The sequence below is a fragment of the Roseomonas aerilata DSM 19363 genome (assembly GCF_000711725.1).
GTDB classification, from domain to species: domain Bacteria; phylum Pseudomonadota; class Alphaproteobacteria; order Acetobacterales; family Acetobacteraceae; genus Roseomonas; species Roseomonas aerilata.
Genome location: NZ_JONP01000060.1, coordinates 1 through 16541, shown reverse-complemented (window position 1 = coordinate 16541; position 16541 = coordinate 1). Strand labels below are relative to the sequence as shown.

Sequence of the window (16541 nt, the reverse complement as noted above, 5' to 3'; positions counted from 1 at the left end):
CGGACCGGGCACCGGGGCCGTCCCCGGCGCAGGCCGGGCAAGCTTCACGCCGACAAGGCCTACGACCATCGCCGCTGCCGTCGTGAGTGCCGTGCCCGCGGCATCACCCCGCGCATCGCAAGGCGAGGCATCGAGAGCAGCACCCACCTCGGACGACACCGCTGGGTTGTCGAGCGCACCTTCGCCTGGCTCGCCCGCTACCGCCGCCTGACCATCCGCTATGAGCGCCGCGCCGACATCCACCTGGCGTTCACGACGCTCGCCTGCGCCCTGGTCTGCCTCGGCCAAATCAAGCGGTTCTGTTAGGTGTTCTTAGTGTGGGACCTTGGTGCAGACCGATGGCGGAGGATGCGTTTCGGGCAAGGCTGGCGGAGGTGGAGCCAGCAGGCAAGCGGCAGGAACCGTCCGCTGCCCGTGTCCGCATCCAGGCTACGTTTGAGGACCTGACGGCGGCCCGGAAGCGCGGGGTCGCCTGGCAGCAGATCGCCGCTCTGATGGCTATCGACGGGATCAAGGCTGCAGACGGTGAGCCGCTAACTTCCGACGAGGTGAGAGCCCTCTACCATGCGGAGAGGTATGCCCGGGGAGAGCGTCGGAAGCGGCGGCCAGAGTCGCAGGCTGGAGAGGCGGCCACCCCTCGCTCCCGCCGCGCCGTTCCGCCCGCAGAGCCCATATCGGTGGTGGAGACAAACGCAAACGTCGCGTCTTTGCCGTCCGTCCTCCCCGTCCCTGAGAGCGCCAGGAATGCGGACCCCTATGCCGAGCTGGACCGCCGCCAGGCCGAAGCCAGCCAGCGCCGGGAACGTGCAGCCAGTGATCGGGAATGGAACCCCTTCGACCTTACCAACAAGGAACAACCGAAATGAGCCAGCCAGGCATGGCTGAGAAGACGAAAGTTACTGGAAAGGGCGCGCCTTCGGCCGCGCTCGCCATCCAGCGATTCATCGTGATCAACGACAAGGGCGGCATCGGGAAGACCATCATCATCCACGGGCTGAGCCTGGAACTAACGTCGGCCGGGGTGGACCACCTGGTTATCGAGGCCGAGAGCGACCCGCGGCTGCAGCGCGTCCTGGGCAAGGATCGGGTGATCTTCCACGCCCTGTCGGAGGACAGCCTGCGCGACATCCGGCGGAACCCAGACTTGGTGGCTGAGTACTGGGACGCCATCATGGAGGAGTTCATGGAGGCGGTGCGGCTGCTCGATATGGGTGCCAATGCCTCCAAGCTGTTCTGGAACTGGTGGGACAGCGGATCGGGCCGGCTGATACTAGGCGATGGCACCGGGACGGGCGTCCTGATCGTCACCACCTACGAGGTCGAGGCCATGCGGCTTGCCCGTGAGGCTTTGCGGCGGGCGGCGGAGGAGATGCCGAACGCCCGGCTCTTCTTGGTGGTCAATGAGCATCAGGGCACGCTGCCGGCCACGCATTCGGCTCTGGACAACCTGTGCGCGGCTGCCGGCGACCGTGCCGGCGAGGTGGAGCGGATCATTCTGCCGCGCTGCGCTGCCCCGGCCTGGCCGGTCATGTTCGGCATGGGCAAGCCCCTGAACGAGCTGGCCACGCTTCGCCCGCAGGATCTCCAGCCGCATGGCTACCGGCTTGGCGCGGCGGCTCGGTCGGTGGCGGACGTGGGCGAATGGCTGGCGGAGTGGCGCCCGCGGATCCGGCGCATCCTCATCTCCGCCGGCCTCGTTCGCGCGCAAGGGTGAAAGCCAGTAGGATAGGGAGTGGGATAGGCAAGAGCCCCTCCCCGGCTCGGCCGCCGGCCTTCGATGATGCGGCCATCTCTGAGGCCCGCCAGTACGCCCGGGATGTCTGGACGGCCGAGAGCGCCCGGGTGCGCGACCGCATCCTTGCCGCGCCGGTGGCGAGGAGGCTGGAGGCTTTGGACCACGAGGAGGTCCGAGCGGCTCTGACGCCTGAACACCGGGCTGACATCCGCGCATCGATCGTCAGGGCAGCTGACGCCTCCCGGATCCGGCCCCCCACCCCCGCCGCGCCACCGCAGGAGGAAGAGGAGGAGATCGAGCGAGAGCAGGCGGCTCGGCGCGCGCACAACGAGGCGAACCGCGCCGCACTAGAACGCGAGAACCGCCTGGACCGCGTGAGGCCCTGGATTGCGTGGGGCTTGGCACCGGCCGGAGCGGTGCTGCCAGTGGCGGTGGCCGCCTTCCACCATGGATGGAGCCCGCTGCACTTGGCGTCGGTGGTGCCCTCGCTTGCCAGCCTGCCGGCCGGGCCTGTGTGGACCATGGTGGGGGCCGTGGTGGTGGCCGCGATGTGTGCCTTCATCGCGTCCCGCGCGCAGGGTGTGCGGCGGGCGCTGGGATGGGCAGCCGGTGCGGTCCTGGCGGGGGTGCTGCTTCTAGGGGCAGCGCGCTACCTGCCGCTCAAGATCTTCAAAATCGGCGTAGCCACCAGCGCGGGGGAAGCGGAAGCTGGCGTTGTGGTGAGGCTCCGCCCTACCCGGGTCGGGCTCGCAAACTTGGAGGTTCTGCGCGGCGCTGGGAGTTTACGGCGCGGCCAGCTTCTGGAGTGGGAGGTTGATCCAGCATCGTTCTTCGATAGCCGCTAGAGCCATCCCGCTCCCGCCATTACTTCTGCCCTGCATGAGCCTGAGGTGGACTGCATCGCCCAAGGCAAAGCGTGGGTGCGTTACAAGTGGGGGCGCCCCCTCCCGAGGCGCAGGCCCAACGGATGGCGACGCTCGGCATCGCCTTCATGCTTGACTGAGGTGGGACGCGACGTGCGCCGCAGGAACCTCATCAGGGACGAGGTCGAGTGGCGCGGCATCGGCTGCCTCATGCACTTCACGCAGGCTCAGAACCTGCCGAGCATCGTGGAGCACGGCCTCCTCCCACGACGCAGTTGATCGAGCGCGACGACATCAACGCCTACGTGAGCAGCCGAAGTCGGCTCGACGAGCGGGACGACGCCATTTCGGCGTCAATCTCTGCCATCAATGCCGAGATGTTCTGGGTGAAAGACAGGGACTGCGGGCGGCCCCACTAGGTGGTCCTCCTGCTGGATTCCATCGTCCTCTGGACGCGCAGGTGCCGCTTCTGCCGTCGGAACGCGGCGACGAACGACATGCGGGACTACAGGGGTCGCCTGGACGGCCTCTGGGGCTTCAGCCAGATGTTCTCCAACGAGCACCGTCCCTGGAGGCTCCAAGAGACGTCGTATCGCGAGGAGACTGGCATCCCCAGCTTCCTGGCGACGTACCCTGATGCCGAGGTGCAGGTCTTCGGCCCCATACATCATGGGGGTGTGGGTGAACGAGGAAGCCTTCGCCCATGCTGTTCAGGAGCAGCTAAACCGGCTGCCCGGACCGGAGCGGACGACCTACTTGGCGCCCTTTCGTCACTACACGAATGGCCATGACCACTGGCTGGTGCCCTGCGAGAGTTGACTTGGGAGCCGACGAGACAATGATGGCCGCGCTCCAATTGCATGGTGGGAGGACGGAGTCGTTGCCTCGAGCCAACGGATGTCACGTTCCTGTCATGAGAAGCGGCGAGCCGCCCGGAGGCCGTCCATAAAGCCTGCCCAACCTCCATCGTCCTGCTCACCCTGCTCGGGTGGGGGCGCGGCCGCGCTTGTGAGCCAGCGGAGCATCCTCGCCGACCGACTCGCCAAGGCCGCCGTACGCCGGGCGGTCGCGTTCTAAGTGACGTCGTCTGTCTGGATTTAGCCCCGTCCTCGGACCCGGGGGACGTCCTTGAGGACGTCTCCCGGGTCCGAACTCCACGAGTTCGTCCCGGTCCCTCTCGTACGGCTGGAAACGGTCGTACGATGTCCTATGTTTGCGTTCCTAGAGTGTCCTGTTTTTGTCCTCGAGGGCGTTCCTTGTTTGCTATAAGCGTGGTCGCAAGGAGGTAGCCTTGACGACTGCGAGGAAGCCAAAGACGTTGATGGCTCGCGTCTCGACCCGCATCCAGCGGTCGAAGTCCGACGTCTTCGTCCCGCGCGACTTTGGAGACCTCGGCGACTACGACCAAGTCAAGCGCGTGCTCCGGAAGCTCGTCGACGAAAAAGCGGTCACGCGCCTCGGCTACGGGGTCTACGCGAAGCTCCGGACGAATCCCCTCACGGGGCAGCCCGCGCTCGCGGCCAAGGGGGGCTTCGACGGCGCCGTCCGGCAGACCCTCAGGAAGCTCCGGGTTCCTTGGGGCGAGACACAGGTCGTTCGGGACTACAACGCGGGCCGAACCACTCAGATCCAGGCCAATGCCGCCTATGCCGTGCGCGGTCGCTTCGCCCGGAAGCTCAAGTACAAAAACTTGGAGGCGCAGTTTGAGAGAGCTCACGGCTGAGCTCCTCGATAACGTCATCGACGCTCTGGAACTTCCCTCGTCGCAAGTCGTCGAGAAGGACTTCCGGGTTGTCGAGATTCTCTCGGCAATCGTGGCCGCGCCCATGCCTCCCGGCGCTCGCTTAGTTTTGCGGGCGGAACGTGCCTCGCGCGGGCGCACGGGCTCGTCAGCCGCATGTCTGAGGACATTGATCTCAAGGTCGTGGTCGACCCGATCCCGGCCTCGAAGAACGCCCTCCGGACCGCGCTGAGCAAGATCAAGGTGGCGGTCCACGCTGCCATCCTGAGGGCCGGGTTCCGGGAGGCGACGGTGGCCGCGAAGAACGACAACCAGAACGTTTCGTTCGAGGTCTGGTACCGCGCCCCGGATGAGGTCGACGGCCCGCTGCGACCGCACCTGCTCGTCGAGCTGACCTACTCGCCACCTAAGCTGCCGACGGTCAGGCGGAGTATGCGGTCCTTCGTCAACCAAGCGACCCGGCAGGACCCCGAGATCACCGAACTCGAGTGCGTGTCTATCGAGGAGACGGCGGCGGAGAAGTTGGTGTCCCTGACGCGCCGGACCGCCGGTGACCTCGAGGGGACCAAGCCCGACGCCCACGACCCATTCCTTGTCCGCCACGTCTACGACCTGCACTGGCTGCTGCCGCACGTCGACCGCGCGACCGTTCTCAGGCTTGCCCGCGGGATCGCCAACTCGGACGCGGAGCAGTTCGCAAGCTGGTTTCCCGGCTATCGGAGTGATCCGCGAGGCTGGACGATGCGGGCGCTCGAGCACCTTGAACGGGATGGGGAGTGCCACGCCTCCTATGCCCTATTCCTCGGACGCATGGTCTACGTCGAGCGGACCGCCTTCGCCGAGGCGTTCCGGTCCGTGGCGGAGCTCGGCAGGGCTCTCTGGGAGGCTCCCTAAAGTTCCCTGGCGTTGTCGTTGTCGCTCGCCAGCGGCTGCATCGTGCCGCAGGGGGCAGCGTGGTACGGCCTCGCGAGGGGCGTCCGGGCCGCTGTGTGGAACAAGGTCGAGCGGCGCGAGCCACCTACGGGTAGGCTCCCAGCGCTTAATCCACGCCGCCACAGCGGCGCAGCGTGCAGCCGTTGTGCGGGATGCTGATGCATTCGAGCATGGCCGTCACCCTCACCGGAATATCCATCGGGCTGACAGCGGTGAAGTTCTGGACACGAACGAAATTCAAAGGATCGCTCGCGCTCAAGCAGCACATCAGCCCCACGCGCACGCCGATCGAGACGAAGGAGAGCTACCGCTGGCTGGAGAATCTGCGCTAGTCTATCGCGCTTGTTGGCACGCCCGAGCGCTGCGTGCATGTGGGCGACAGAGAGAGAGCAGCGTGGTCCAGAGTCCCAAGCGCAACGTCTGCCAGAGGACGGAAAGATGGTAGATGTCGCCCGAGAGGCGTTCGTAATGCATGCCGGTGAACTGGGCGTCTGGGCGGACCAGCGGGTTTGCCGTCAGCACGCTCATGGTCATCATGGTGGCGAAGGGAATGGCGAAGCACAGCAGGAACAGTGCCGCTGCCGGTGCCACCAACAGGACGGCCTGTGTTCGTGGACTGTGTCGATTCATCGGCGTACCGCTTAGCTGATCGTCGGCGGGGTGACGGTATGCTCATCTCGGTGCCGAGAGTTAGTCGCATGCCCCGTGAAAATCGTTACCTGGCGCAAAGCGTGCTCCATTTCATCCCAAAATGAGTAGAGCGAAGTCAGGGCAGCGACATCAGGCGAGGGACCTGATCAAGGGCGGCAACACGGCCTCTAGCGAGGCGCGCGTAGGCCTCGCGTGGCTGTCCCATTACCTGTTCCACCGAATGCTGCCGAACACTACAGCTCCTGTGGGGCCCTCCGCCTGCTGGAGCAGCGCCATCAAACGTAAAGGTCCAGCCGCAAGTGGAAGGCGAGCACACCCGTTGGCGCTTATCCTCCGGGCGGCGAGCCATGCCCTTTGCCCCGACGCTGACCTTCCGCCCCTCGATCAAGGGGTTGCTGCAATCCACATAGGTCGGATGAGTTACCTGAGGTCCTCGTCGGGCGTGTCGCCAGCATCCGCACCGGGGCCTCTGCCCTCCCCGGCGGCCGGGTAGGCCATGAGCCAGTCGGCCGTCCAAAGCGCCTCCACCACGCCCACTGAGGTTCTGGCTGGGCTGGTGGAGCGGGTCACCTACCACAATGCCGAGAACGGCTTCTGCGTGCTGCGGGTCAAGGCCCGCGGGCATAAGGACCTAGTCACGGTGGTGGGGCACGCCGCCAGCTAGTGGGTCCAGCTCTCGGGCACCTGGACCAACGACCGCACCCATGGCCTGCAGTTCCGCGCCGGCTTCCTCAAGGCGAGCCCGCCCACGACGCTCGCGGGCATTGAGCGCTATCTCGGCTCGGGCATGATCCGCGGCATCGGCCCCGTGTACGCAAAGAAGCTCGTCCGCGCCTCCGCGGAGAGGGTCTTCAACCTCATCGAGGCGGAGCCCGGGCGGCTGCGCGAGGTCACCGGCATCGGCCCCAAGCGAGTGTAGTCTCATCTTACGCGTTGCTGCGGCACGGATTCCCCGGTCGTCATCCCGTACCCCGTCGATCCCTCGTGAGCAGGAATTGGTGCCGCACCATGTGTGGAAGAAGTTGTTCTGCGCCGATTCGGGGGCCGCTGGCCGGGGCCCGGCACCCCGAGAAATGTCCACCCAGACCGTTGTTGCGGCACCAATTCCGCCTAAATGGGACGGCTTCGCTCAAGATCACCAATGGATATCAAAGGCCTGCTCGCGCTACGGCAGCATTTCCGCCGAAATGCCCCTGCCGCATCTCTCCTGCCCCAAGTGTCTGTTGAGTTTTTTGGCCGACCCAGAAGAAAGACCGGAATCGCTGCCGCACGAACGCCTATTTAGGCTTGCTGCGGCAGCGATTCCGGGACTTCTCTCGTTCAGCACTGTCGGGGGAGCCGCAATGGATGTGACCGAGCTCCAGCGAGCACTGAACAAACCAGGTATCACGCCTGTGGAGCGCAAGCGGCTCGAACGCCTCTTGCGCTCCCAGAACAACCGCCGAGGCCGCAAGCAACCCGTTGTCATTCCTGCCGAGTTGACCCGGACCAGCGCCTTCGCCCCTCGCCAATTCGGACTGATCGAGGATGCCAACTTTAGGCGCGTCTACGTCGTCACTGCCCGGTCTGTGATCGAGGTCACCGGACGAGAACTGGGGAGTCAACATCGTGACGCGCTGTACGCAATCTTCCGTCTTCCCTCCCGCAAGATCAAGTTGGCGCGAGAAGCCGATGACATGCCGAACCTTCCCGGTATTCCTCAGGTCGATACCATCATTGAGGCCCATGGAACTTGGCGTCAGGTTCTCCAGCTGATGAACCTGTCTGAGCATGCCAACAACATGCTTACGGTTTTGAAGAACTTCGAGGAGCTTCGATCCGTCAATTTGCGCGTCTTCACCGGCTCGTACTCTGACTATCAGCAGTACGTGACCACCAACAAACTGCGGGGCGCAGGTTTCAGCGATAACTTTTTAGGCCGTATCAACTGGGACGGCGCGCGCCTGGATTCGAAGATCACTATCAGATACGGCGAATGGCTTCGATGGGCTTTCGAGCAGAAGCGCTTGGTCAGCCTTAACAGCGTCGTCTATTTCAGCCTTCAGAGCGATTACGCGAAGTCTTTTTGGCCGTACATTGACGGTCAGCCTGAGCACACTTGGGTCGATGAGACCGTTCTCGGCGAACTCATTGGCCGCGATCCGATGGCTATGACTCCTCGAGAGCGGTCCAATTTCCGTGAAGGCTGCCGTCGTGCCTTCGACGACATCACCGCGGCTGGGGGCTTCGTCTCCTGGCGCATCGAGGTCATCGGACGAGGAAGGGTGAAGCTACAGCGTTATCACTACGTCCATGCTCTTCCGCGTGCGATCGATCTGGCTGCCCGAGCGACACAAGCCAATCTCGGAGCGAGCCAGTCTGTGGATAACGTGGGTAATGGGGATAATTCAGCTCTCCTGGCGGCTATGGAAGTTGAGGCAGCGGAAACGCTGCCGCAGAAACTCCGCTCTCCCTCGCTTCGCTAGTGCCTCCAAGGCCAGGCAGGACTGGATTTCAGTTGTTGCTGCGGCAGCGTTTCCTGAACAAAATACCTTAGATGGAAACGGTGCCGCACGACCGGGAATTGGTGCCGCAAGTTCACCCTGCGGTTGGCCTCTCACATCGTTCCAAGTACCTATTTTCATGCGCCCCCAGGGGCGATGGTGTCAACGCCAGCGGGTCAAAAGCGGAACCTGAGGACTCTAAGAGTCAGATTCAGTCTTTAAGTGTCTATGGTTGAATTTGTCCAGGTTTTCAGTACCTTGTGGCCCGACTTTGCGGCAGCGTTTCCCGTCGTTGCGGCAGCCATTCCGGGAGTTGCGGCAGCATTTCCAGGTGGTGCGGCACCGTTTCCGCTTGCTTAGATCCTGCGGCAGCATTTCCTGCATGGAGTGGCCCCCTCCCCGCTCCCGGCACCGCCCGCGCTATCGCCTGAGCCCGACAGGTGCTCGCCCCGGCCACGCTGGCGGCCTACCCGGCCAATCGGGCGCATTTATCGTAAGCGAGGGCTATAGGCCCTCGCCGTGATTGGCTGACGCTCAGGGCGTTTTCGGGTCGGCCCAGCACCAGGGCATGAGCCCGTCGATGCGGCTGTTGGGCCAGCCCTGGACAAAGCGGGTCAGCAGCTCGGTGAAGTAGCGCTGCGGGTCGACGCCGTTCAACTTGCACGTCTCGACCAGGGAGGCGATGTCGGCCCAGCGGCGGCCTCCGTCATCGCCGCTGGCAAACAGGGCGTTCTTACGGCTGAGGCAGAGGGGCCGGATGGCGCGCTCGACGGTGTTGGTGTCCGCTTCGATCCGGCCGTCCTCGAGGAACCGCTGGAGCCCCTCGCGGTGGTTCAGGGCGTAGCGGATCGCCCCTGCCGTGGGGCTGCCACCGGGCAGGCGCGCCAGCTGCTGCTCCAGCCAGGCGAACAGGTCCTCGACCAGCAGCCGGCTCCTGGCCTGCCGCGTGGTTCGTCGCTCCTCCGGTGGCTTGCCGCGGATTTCGGCCTCGACGGCGTAGAGGGCGGCGATGCGCTCCAGAGCCTCGGCCGCGATCGGCGCCGTCTTCTTCTGGGCCAACTCGTAGAACTCGCGACGCACATGGCTCCAGCAGAACACCAAGGTGGCGCCCGGGCCGTCCGCATCTGGCGCGGCCAAGCCCTTGTAGGCGGCGTAGCCGTCGCACTGCAGGATGCCCCTGTAACCAGCCAGCAGCGCCCGGGCATGCTCTGCGCCGCGGCCGGGGGCGTAGCGGAACACCACCGCCAGCGGGTCTGTCCCGCCCCACGCCCGGTGATCCCGCGCGATCGCCCAGGCATAGCCCGTCTTGGTCTTTCCCCGGCCCGGATCCAGCACCGGCATGGTGGTCTCGTCCGCGAACAGCCTTGCCGAGGACAGCAGGAGCTCGCGCACCCGCGCCACCACCGGCGACCTCGGCCGCCGCTGTGCCCACCCAGGAGGCCAGCACCTCGCGGCCGATGGTGAGGCCCTGGCGCGCCAGGATCTGGGCCTGGCGGTACAGCGGGAGGTGGTCGGCGTAGCGCGACACCAGGACATGGGTGACGGTCGCCTCGGTCGGCATGCCGCCCTCGATCAGGCGCGCCGGCGCGGGCGCCTGCACCACCACGCCCTTGCAGGCCCGGCAGGCCAGCTTGGGGCGCTTGGTCACTAGGACCTGGGACCTCGCCGGGATCACCTCCAACTGCTCCGAGGTGTCGGCCCCGATCTCCACCAGCGGTCCCTGGCAGCACGGGCAGGCGGTGCTCTCGGGCATGAGCACCCGCTCGATGCGCGGCAGGTGCGCCGGCAGGCGGCCGCGGCCTGCCGGCGCCTGGCGGTGTTCGTCTTGCGCAGTTCGGGCGAGCCCTTCTCCGCCTCTGCCTCGTTGCCGGCCAGGCTTGCCTCGACCTCCTCGAACGCGAACTGCAGCTGGTCCTCGGGCAGGCGCTCCGAACGGCGCTCGAACCTCATCCGCTGCAGCTTGCCGAGCAGGTGCCGCAGCCGCTCGTTCCGCACTGCGAGCGCGTCGCGCTCCTCGGTCAGCTCCCCGCACCTGGCCATCGTCGCCACCAGCAGAGCGCGCAACGCCTCGGGATCATCCGGCAGGCTCTGCAGGTCAACCCCGACGGTGCTCATCGGCGAGGAGTCTAGGCGGCCGTAGTTAGCCGGGGAATCCGTTTCGCGTCCCCCATCCGCGTCCAGTCGTTCCCGTTGAACAGGGCCGCGAACTCCACCGGCGTCAGCCGCATGACCCCGTCCACCACCGGAGGCCAGCGGAACGCCCCGCCCTCGAGCTGCTTCCACACCAAGACGAGACCCGACGTGTCCCAGACCAGGATCTTGATCCGGTCCGCCCGGCGCGACCGGAACACCAGCACGGCGCCCGAGAACGGGTCCTGCCCCAGCATCTCCGCGGCCAGTGCCGCCAGGCCATGCGCCCCCTTGCGGAAGTCCACGGGCCGGGTCGCCAGCAGCACCCGCGCCCCGGATGGCAGCGCGAACATGCCACCGAGGCCCGGAGCGCACGCAGCACCATCGTCAGCAAGGCAGCGTCCGTGTCAGGTCCGACCCGCAGCACGGCACCGGCCAGCCTAACCTCCACTGGCACGACAGGAGGCGGTGCCATCGAGACCGGGCCTGATTGCCCCTCAGTGGTCAGCGGCGTCTCCGGCACGATCTCCACGAAGCCCCGCGGCGCCAACTCAGCAGATCCGCCAAGTCGCCTCCCGGGCCGCCAACCGAACACCTGCTGCGGGCAGACCTGCCAACGACGGGCCACCTCCGCCACCACTGCACCCGGCGCCAACGTCTCCGCAACGACCCGGGCCTTGCTGTCCTCAAACCATCTTCGCCGACGGCCAGGACCCGTCAGAACCTCGATCCGGCGAAAACCGCCACCCTTCGCGTCGTCAGTAACGTTTCCATATCGATAGCTCGAAGCCCTCCGCTCCGAGCCGACCCAGCACATCCGTCACCCGCGCCGGAAGAAGGGTCGTCACGCCTCGCTTACACGCGTGCGGACGTGTGCGGAAGAGAAGGATGAGGATGTCGGAGCGGGTCGGCTGAAATAGTCGGATGCGCGCTCCATGGACGATCGTGAGATGCCCTCCTCCAGAGCGTCGGCCAGCAAGCTATTCGCCGTCTCCTGACAGAAGAGCTTCGATCTCCTCGCGCCGCCGGCGAAGGTTCCCCCTTTCCACGTCGAGGGCTTCAAGCCGCACCTGGACGCGGCGTAGCTCCGAGCGGAGCGCTGATAAATCAATCTGTGCACCCGGGCGCGCCGCGGCTGTTATCGCCCTCCTGAATGCGAGTAGCGCCGGGCGTGTGACACCAGGCCCCACCAGTCCCTTCTGTCGTGCCGCCGAAAGCTCTTCTGCGTCTAGGAGGGTTAGCTGGTAGGCCGCGGCATAGGAACCCGGACACTCATTTTCTTTGATGACTCCGCCGTCTACGGCACGCGCTACGGCACGAAGCTGGGAAGCCACCGCATCACCAAAGGGAAAGATTCGCGCGCACCCAGCGCGTAGTGCGCGCTGTGCGTTCCCGCCACGAATTTGGGCCTCCAGGCGGTTGAGGGTCCGCCCAATCGATAGGAAGTTGCGGGTTGCTGCCTCCCAGGAGGCCGTCACCTCGCGGCGCGCAACCAGCACGGCTGCAACGGCCTCATCTGTGTCGTTCAGCCCAGCCGAGACGAAAACCTCGCGCACGGCCTCAAGTACATCCTCCGGCACCGCGGAGAGCCGCTCCATTTCCACGGGGCGAGTGTCAGCTACCTCTCCCTCGCCGTCGCTGAGACCTGCTAGCAGAGCCTTCCGTGAAAGCCCGCCCTTCACAGCGGCATCTCCTGCATGACATAGCCCCAGAGCGCTGAGAAGGTGTCGGCCGAATTGGCCTTTGTCATGTCCATCACCCCGAGGCCATTTCCAGCGGCCAGCATTATTTCCTCCAGTTGCGGCACCTCGACTGGGCAGAGGGGCCCCATGTTCAGCAGCTTGGCTCTCATTACCCCGAAGCTTTTGGTGCGCCGGTTTGCCCTGTTCAGCACAAAGACGCCTTTGACCTTCTCGGCTCGGAGCTGCCGCATCCAGGGGCCGACCGAGTCCAGATCGTCCTGGCTCGGTTGGGTCGGTACCAACACCAGGTGCGCGTGCTTTACCAAGCCAAGAACCGCCGGCAGGTCAGCCTCAATGCTCGGCGGCGTGTCAATGACGGCGAAGTCGGCGCCGGTCGCCTCGGCTTTCCTTAGCGCAGCGCGCCAGTTAGACAGGTCGCCCGTGACTACGGGAATTGGCAATATCTGGGGCGCGGAGACCCGCACCTTGTCCCTACGGCCCACCCAAGTTTTTGTGGTTGCCTGCGGATCCAGATCAACCGCGACGACCTGATGCCCGGCCTGAACGGCTAACACCAAGAGGTTGCGCCCAAGCGCGGATTTGCCAACCCCCCCTTTTGGACTAGCCATCACCACCACGTACATGCTGCAAATCCCCCTCGCAGACAAACCATGCGACATGGTGCTTTGACACGTCAAAGGTTCGTAGTCTGTTCTTGCGGCAGGGGCACCGCCCATCTCTGGCAATTTGTTGGCCATTTCCGGCTTAACGAGACCTGTCAGCGTTCACGCAAGGGGTAAGATTGGCGAGGCAACATCAGGCCCTAGCCCAATTGAAGAAGCGCAGTTAAGGGCTGGGTGGTAGCCGGCCATGAAGCAGCTGGCAGGTGCGACCTGTCGACGCCGGCTAGCGCCGTGTGCGGTACCGGGGCCGAGCGCGGCAAGGAGCACCATCGAAACGATACCCGCTACCCGATTTACGTTAATAGCATTGGCAGCGAGGAATGCCTGGATTTGCATGCTGGCGAGGCACCGCCAAACGGCCCGGGTGAGGCTATTCCAGGTCTTCGCCTCGCCGTGGAGGCCTTCAACCAGGCCACAGCGGCGTTAGGGTGCTCGCTCGGGTGTTCCCCAGCGGACATATCTGCGGCGGGCGTGCAAAATGGCTGGGTGGCCCTTGTGCAGCAGAGTCGCGCCTCAAAATCCTTGGTGTCGCGCTGCGCGGCGGTGGCCACCGCAACGTCGAGCACCATGCCAGTCGCTGGTTCGACTGACGTATGCTGCTCTGCGGCGGGCTCCACCCGGCGCCCGATTGCTGGCTGCCGGACTGGCGGTGTTCGGCGAGAGGGGTGGCTGAACCTTACTATTCCGCCGCCCCCTTACGCACGATAATCCCCCTTTTACCGTGCCCACGGAGTGGGGGGGGCGTTGCCACGGCCATGCGCGTCCTGGCCGAGGCGCTGCACTGCCGGCGGTAGGCGGGCGCAACCTGATCGTCGCTTGACGGTGATCCGCACCGAGGGCGCCGTGGCGGGGCGGGAGCCGCCGCTGCAGGATGCGGGCGTTCCTGAGGCGGACAAGGAAGAAGTTGGAATTGTTGGCCGGCATCTGACAGCGTCGGGCGATTGCGAGCGCCGGCCCACGGCGCCGCGAAACAGGGAGGTATGCATGACGTCCTGGACGAGGCGGGCCGTGTTGGCCGGCGCGGCCGTGGCCCCGCTGACGCGACTTCGAGCCGAAACCGGCGCTTGGCCGAGCGAGACCATCCGGCTCGTGGTGCCCTTCGCGCCCGGTGGCTCCACCGATGCGGCGGCGCGGCTGGCGGCGCCCGGGCTGCAGCAGCGGCTGGGGGTTCCGATCATCGTCGAGAACCGCAGCGGCGCGGCCGGGAGCATCGGCTCGGATGTCGTCGCGAAGGCGAAGCCGGATGGCTACACATGGCTGCTGACCTTCGACAGCCATGCTGTGATGCCGGTGCTGGTGCCGAGCCTCCCTTTCGACATCAGGAAGGACTTCGCGCCAGTGACCCAGATTGGGCGCGCGCCGTATGTCATTGCCTGCAAGCCGGACAAGCCGTACCGCCGGATGGAGGATGCCTTCGAGGTGGCGAAGAGGGGCAACCTGTCCTTCGGCTCCACCGGAAACGGGACGATCGGCCACCTCGTCATGCTGATGATGCTCGAGCGGAAGGGCGTGCAGATGACGCACCTGCCCTACCGCAGCGGCGGCCTGGCGGTGAATGACGCGGTGGCGGGGCATGTGGACATGATGATTGGCAGCGCGGCTCTGTTGGCGCCACAGGTCTCCTCGGGGACGCTGCGGCCGCTGCTGCAACTCGGCGCGAAGCGCCTGTCCGCGCTGCCGGAGACGCCCACGGCAGAGGAGGCGGGGTTCCAGGGGCTGACGGCTGAGGCTTGGTGGGGTGTTTTCGGGCCGGCGGGGGTGCCGGAGTCAGTGCTGGCGAGGTTCCAAGCGGCGCTGATCGAGAGCTACCGTGAACCGCGGATCGCGAAGCAGTTCACCGAGACGAACCAGGCGGAGTTGGTGCTGGAGGACGGACCGGCGCTCGCGCGATTTGTGGAGCGGCAGATCTCGACCTGGGGCGAGGTGGCGCGCGCCAGTCGTGTGAAGCCAGATTGAGGAGGAGCCCGGCGGATGAGCAAGCTGGCGACGGCCGCGCTCTGCGGGTCTCGACCACTATACCGTCGTCGAGGGCATGTTGAAGGCTGTGGGCGGCAAGGCGCGCCACGCCGCGCAAGCGGAACCACGAAGGGGAGAAAGGCCGTGAGCCAGAAAGAAGAGTTCCACAACTTGGATGCGCCCGTTGGTGGGATCTCGCGCGAGCTGGCGCCGGGTCTGAGCACCCAAATCTTTCCGGGTGAGGGGGCGATGCTCTCCATTGTCAGCATCGCACCGAACGCGAGTGGGACGGTTCACGCCCACCCTGAGGAGCAGTGGGGAGTCCTGCTCGAGGGGACGGCGGTTCGCGTGCAGGGAGGCGAGGAGATTGCCGTGCGTAAGGGCGACTTCTGGCGGACGCCCGGCGGCGTGCCGCATACCATGCGCGCCGGCCCCGAAGGCGCGCGCGTGCTGGACATCTTCAGTCCGCCGCGCCCCGAGTACCGGGTGCCAGGCGAGGGATTTGGAACGGCCGACGCGTGACCCCGACGCAAGGTGGATCGCACCGGGCGCGGCGGTGGCGCAGCGAGCCGCCGTGCACTAGTAAGCCCGGCTTGAGTTCTGACGACCCGATCCAGAAGAGGAGCCCGCCCTAGATCCCGGCGCAGCAAAGAGAAGCCTAGGGCTACTCCGCGGCGGCCAACATGGCCGCAGCTCCGCCTTGGAGAAAGCGAGGCCCTGGCCCGTCGCACAGCACGGGGCAGGGGGCCGTCGGGCTGAGGCGGAGCATCCCCGCCGTTGAAGGAGGCGGAAGGCTTGCGGCTGGCTGCCCGGATCAGCTCGCAGAGCCATTCTTTTCTGGAAATCAGTTGAGCAGAGGATCGGCTGTCTGTGTTGGTCATGTAGGAACGGCCGCATTTAGAGCCGTGGCATCAGGTCGAGAGATGGGGAGGGGCGCGCCGTTGCCCGCTCGAGGGGCGGCAACGGCGCGCCCGAATGTTTATGCTGCTCTGTGTTCGATCATTTCGGGGCGGGACGCCGTACCCGAGCCAATGGCAATCTGGCGCGGCTTTGCCTCCTCCGGCACTTCCCGGGCCAAGTTGATCGACAGAACGCCGTGCGCGTAGTCGGCACCCTGCACCTTGACGAAGTCGGCCAGGTTGAAGCGCTGCACGAAGGCGTCGCCCTTGATGCCGCGGTGCAGATACTCGGCCCCCTGGACTGCGGCCCTCTTACCCTCGATGACGAGGACGTTCTGCTGAGCCGTGATCGACAGCTGCTCCGGGGTGAAGCCGGCTACCGCCAGTTCGATGCGGTACTCGCCATCGCCGGTCGTCGCGATGTTGTAAGGAGGCCAGCTGCTCTCGGTTTCCGACGAGGTAGCGTCCACGGAGGTGGTGGAAAATCCGGCTTGGTCCGGGGTGTAGGGCTTGGGTGGCCATCGGACCTGACGGCTAGGGTGGAGTTGCGAGGCTCCCACCCCTGACCGGCCGAGGACCCGATGACCGAGGACAGACTGCCACTGGCTGACCTGCTGGCGAAAGCAGGAGATGGTGACTTCCTACGCAGCGTTGCCGAGGCGGTGCTGCAGATGCTGATGGAGGCGGACGTGGAGGGGCAGATCGGCGCCGCCCGGCACGAGCGCACCGGCGAGCGGCTGAACTACCGCAACGGCTTTCGCGACCGCACGCTGGACACCCGGCTG

General features: G+C 65.8%; 17 protein-coding genes and 4 pseudogenes. 15 read left to right on the top strand and 6 right to left on the bottom strand.

Features of this window, described 5'->3' with window-relative positions:
* The 12 genes and pseudogenes from BO39_RS26810 to BO39_RS26775 form a co-directional block, all read left to right on the top strand.
* The coding region (locus BO39_RS26810) for a transposase (RefSeq protein ID WP_043834616.1) at positions 1 to 306 on the top strand (306 nt) is incomplete at its 5' end.
* 32 nt (positions 307 to 338) lie between these two features.
* Positions 339 to 866: a hypothetical protein gene (locus BO39_RS33225; RefSeq protein WP_156963981.1), complete on the top strand. Its 528-nt coding sequence runs from the start codon at positions 339 to 341 to the stop codon at positions 864 to 866.
* Positions 863 to 1714: a hypothetical protein gene (locus BO39_RS26805; protein ID WP_043839556.1), complete on the top strand. Its 852-nt coding sequence runs from the start codon at positions 863 to 865 to the stop codon at positions 1712 to 1714. The genes BO39_RS33225 and BO39_RS26805 overlap by 4 nt, the downstream gene beginning before the upstream one ends.
* Before the next feature lie 128 nt (positions 1715 to 1842).
* On the top strand, positions 1843 to 2580 hold the full coding sequence (locus tag BO39_RS26800; protein WP_043839554.1) for a hypothetical protein: 738 nt from the start codon (positions 1843 to 1845) through the stop codon (positions 2578 to 2580).
* A 171-nt stretch (positions 2581 to 2751) separates the two neighbouring features.
* Complete coding sequence (locus BO39_RS35055) at positions 2752 to 2877, top strand: hypothetical protein (RefSeq protein WP_281175634.1); 126 nt, start codon at positions 2752 to 2754, stop codon at positions 2875 to 2877.
* Positions 2874 to 3017, top strand: coding sequence for a hypothetical protein (locus BO39_RS33220; protein WP_156963980.1), 144 nt, complete (start codon positions 2874 to 2876; stop codon positions 3015 to 3017). The genes BO39_RS35055 and BO39_RS33220 overlap by 4 nt, the downstream gene beginning before the upstream one ends.
* A 262-nt stretch (positions 3018 to 3279) precedes the next feature.
* Positions 3280 to 3417, top strand: a complete 138-nt coding sequence (locus BO39_RS33215; protein WP_156963974.1) for a hypothetical protein — start codon at positions 3280 to 3282, stop codon at positions 3415 to 3417.
* Positions 3418 to 3889: 472 nt separating this feature from the next.
* Positions 3890 to 4321, top strand: a complete 432-nt coding sequence (locus tag BO39_RS26795; RefSeq protein WP_156963972.1) for a DUF6088 family protein — start codon at positions 3890 to 3892, stop codon at positions 4319 to 4321.
* 120 nt (positions 4322 to 4441) lie between these two features.
* Positions 4442 to 5233, top strand: a pseudogene (locus BO39_RS26790) (nucleotidyl transferase AbiEii/AbiGii toxin family protein); the annotation flags it as partial.
* Positions 5234 to 5430: 197 nt separating this feature from the next.
* Complete coding sequence (locus BO39_RS31860) at positions 5431 to 5604, top strand: hypothetical protein (protein ID WP_211257579.1); 174 nt, start codon at positions 5431 to 5433, stop codon at positions 5602 to 5604.
* A gap of 815 nt (positions 5605 to 6419) precedes the next feature.
* A pseudogene (locus BO39_RS26780) lies at positions 6420 to 6836 on the top strand (helix-hairpin-helix domain-containing protein); the annotation flags it as partial.
* A gap of 160 nt (positions 6837 to 6996) precedes the next feature.
* Positions 6997 to 8388 carry a hypothetical protein gene (locus tag BO39_RS26775; protein ID WP_156963970.1) on the top strand — a complete coding sequence of 464 codons (1392 nt, stop codon included), beginning with the start codon at positions 6997 to 6999 and terminating at the stop codon, positions 8386 to 8388.
* A gap of 552 nt (positions 8389 to 8940) precedes the next feature.
* On the opposite strand, the pseudogene tnpC reads toward BO39_RS26775, so the two are convergent.
* The 5 genes and pseudogenes from tnpC to BO39_RS26760 all read right to left on the bottom strand — a co-directional run bounded on the left by tnpC (position 8941) and on the right by BO39_RS26760 (position 12862).
* Positions 8941 to 10521: pseudogene (gene tnpC / locus BO39_RS26770) on the bottom strand (IS66 family transposase).
* An 11-nt stretch (positions 10522 to 10532) separates the two neighbouring features.
* Positions 10533 to 10889 carry an IS66 family insertion sequence element accessory protein TnpB gene (tnpB, locus tag BO39_RS26765; protein ID WP_043839546.1) on the bottom strand — a complete coding sequence of 119 codons (357 nt, stop codon included), beginning with the start codon at positions 10887 to 10889 and terminating at the stop codon, positions 10533 to 10535.
* Between the two features lie 26 nt (positions 10890 to 10915).
* Positions 10916 to 11353, bottom strand: a pseudogene (locus tag BO39_RS35460) (transposase); the annotation flags it as partial.
* A 163-nt stretch (positions 11354 to 11516) separates the two neighbouring features.
* Complete coding sequence (locus tag BO39_RS33210; protein ID WP_156963968.1) at positions 11517 to 12218, bottom strand: hypothetical protein; 702 nt, start codon at positions 12216 to 12218, stop codon at positions 11517 to 11519.
* On the bottom strand, positions 12215 to 12862 hold the full coding sequence (locus tag BO39_RS26760; RefSeq protein WP_245615429.1) for a ParA family protein: 648 nt from the start codon (positions 12860 to 12862) through the stop codon (positions 12215 to 12217). Before BO39_RS26760 ends, BO39_RS33210 begins: the two co-directional genes overlap by 4 nt.
* A 1023-nt stretch (positions 12863 to 13885) precedes the next feature.
* On the opposite strand from BO39_RS26760, the gene BO39_RS26755 reads away from it, so the two are divergent.
* Together BO39_RS26755 and BO39_RS26750 are read left to right on the top strand one after the other, a co-directional pair.
* Entirely contained in the window at positions 13886 to 14857 is a 972-nt protein-coding gene (locus tag BO39_RS26755) for a Bug family tripartite tricarboxylate transporter substrate binding protein (protein ID WP_043839544.1), read from the top strand.
* Positions 14858 to 15001: 144 nt separating this feature from the next.
* Entirely contained in the window at positions 15002 to 15379 is a 378-nt protein-coding gene (locus tag BO39_RS26750; protein ID WP_043839543.1) for a cupin domain-containing protein, read from the top strand.
* 457 nt (positions 15380 to 15836) lie between these two features.
* Here the strand turns inward: BO39_RS26750 and BO39_RS26745 are convergent, their stop codons facing one another.
* Positions 15837 to 16226, bottom strand: a complete 390-nt coding sequence (locus BO39_RS26745; protein ID WP_052402854.1) for an Hsp20 family protein — start codon at positions 16224 to 16226, stop codon at positions 15837 to 15839.
* A 111-nt stretch (positions 16227 to 16337) separates the two neighbouring features.
* Between BO39_RS26745 and BO39_RS26740 the strand changes: the two genes are divergently transcribed.
* Positions 16338 to 16541: transposase (locus BO39_RS26740; protein ID WP_043839541.1), on the top strand; the 204-nt coding region annotated here is incomplete at its 3' end.

Excerpts from the sequence above, each read along its gene's own strand:
- BO39_RS26755 (WP_043839544.1), top strand. The coding sequence starts at position 13,886 with ATGACGTCCTGGACGAGGCGGGCCGTGTTGGCCGGCGCGGCCGTGGCC.
- BO39_RS26760 (WP_245615429.1), bottom strand. The coding sequence starts at position 12,862 with ATGTACGTGGTGGTGATGGCTAGTCCAAAAGGGGGGGTTGGCAAATCC.
- BO39_RS31860 (WP_211257579.1), top strand. The coding sequence starts at position 5,431 with ATGCATTCGAGCATGGCCGTCACCCTCACCGGAATATCCATCGGGCTG.
- tnpB (WP_043839546.1), bottom strand. The coding sequence starts at position 10,889 with ATGTTCGCGCTGCCATCCGGGGCGCGGGTGCTGCTGGCGACCCGGCCC.
- BO39_RS26775 (WP_156963970.1), top strand. The coding sequence starts at position 6,997 with ATGTCCACCCAGACCGTTGTTGCGGCACCAATTCCGCCTAAATGGGAC.
- BO39_RS26805 (WP_043839556.1), top strand. The coding sequence starts at position 863 with ATGAGCCAGCCAGGCATGGCTGAGAAGACGAAAGTTACTGGAAAGGGC.
- BO39_RS33225 (WP_156963981.1), top strand. The coding sequence starts at position 339 with ATGGCGGAGGATGCGTTTCGGGCAAGGCTGGCGGAGGTGGAGCCAGCA.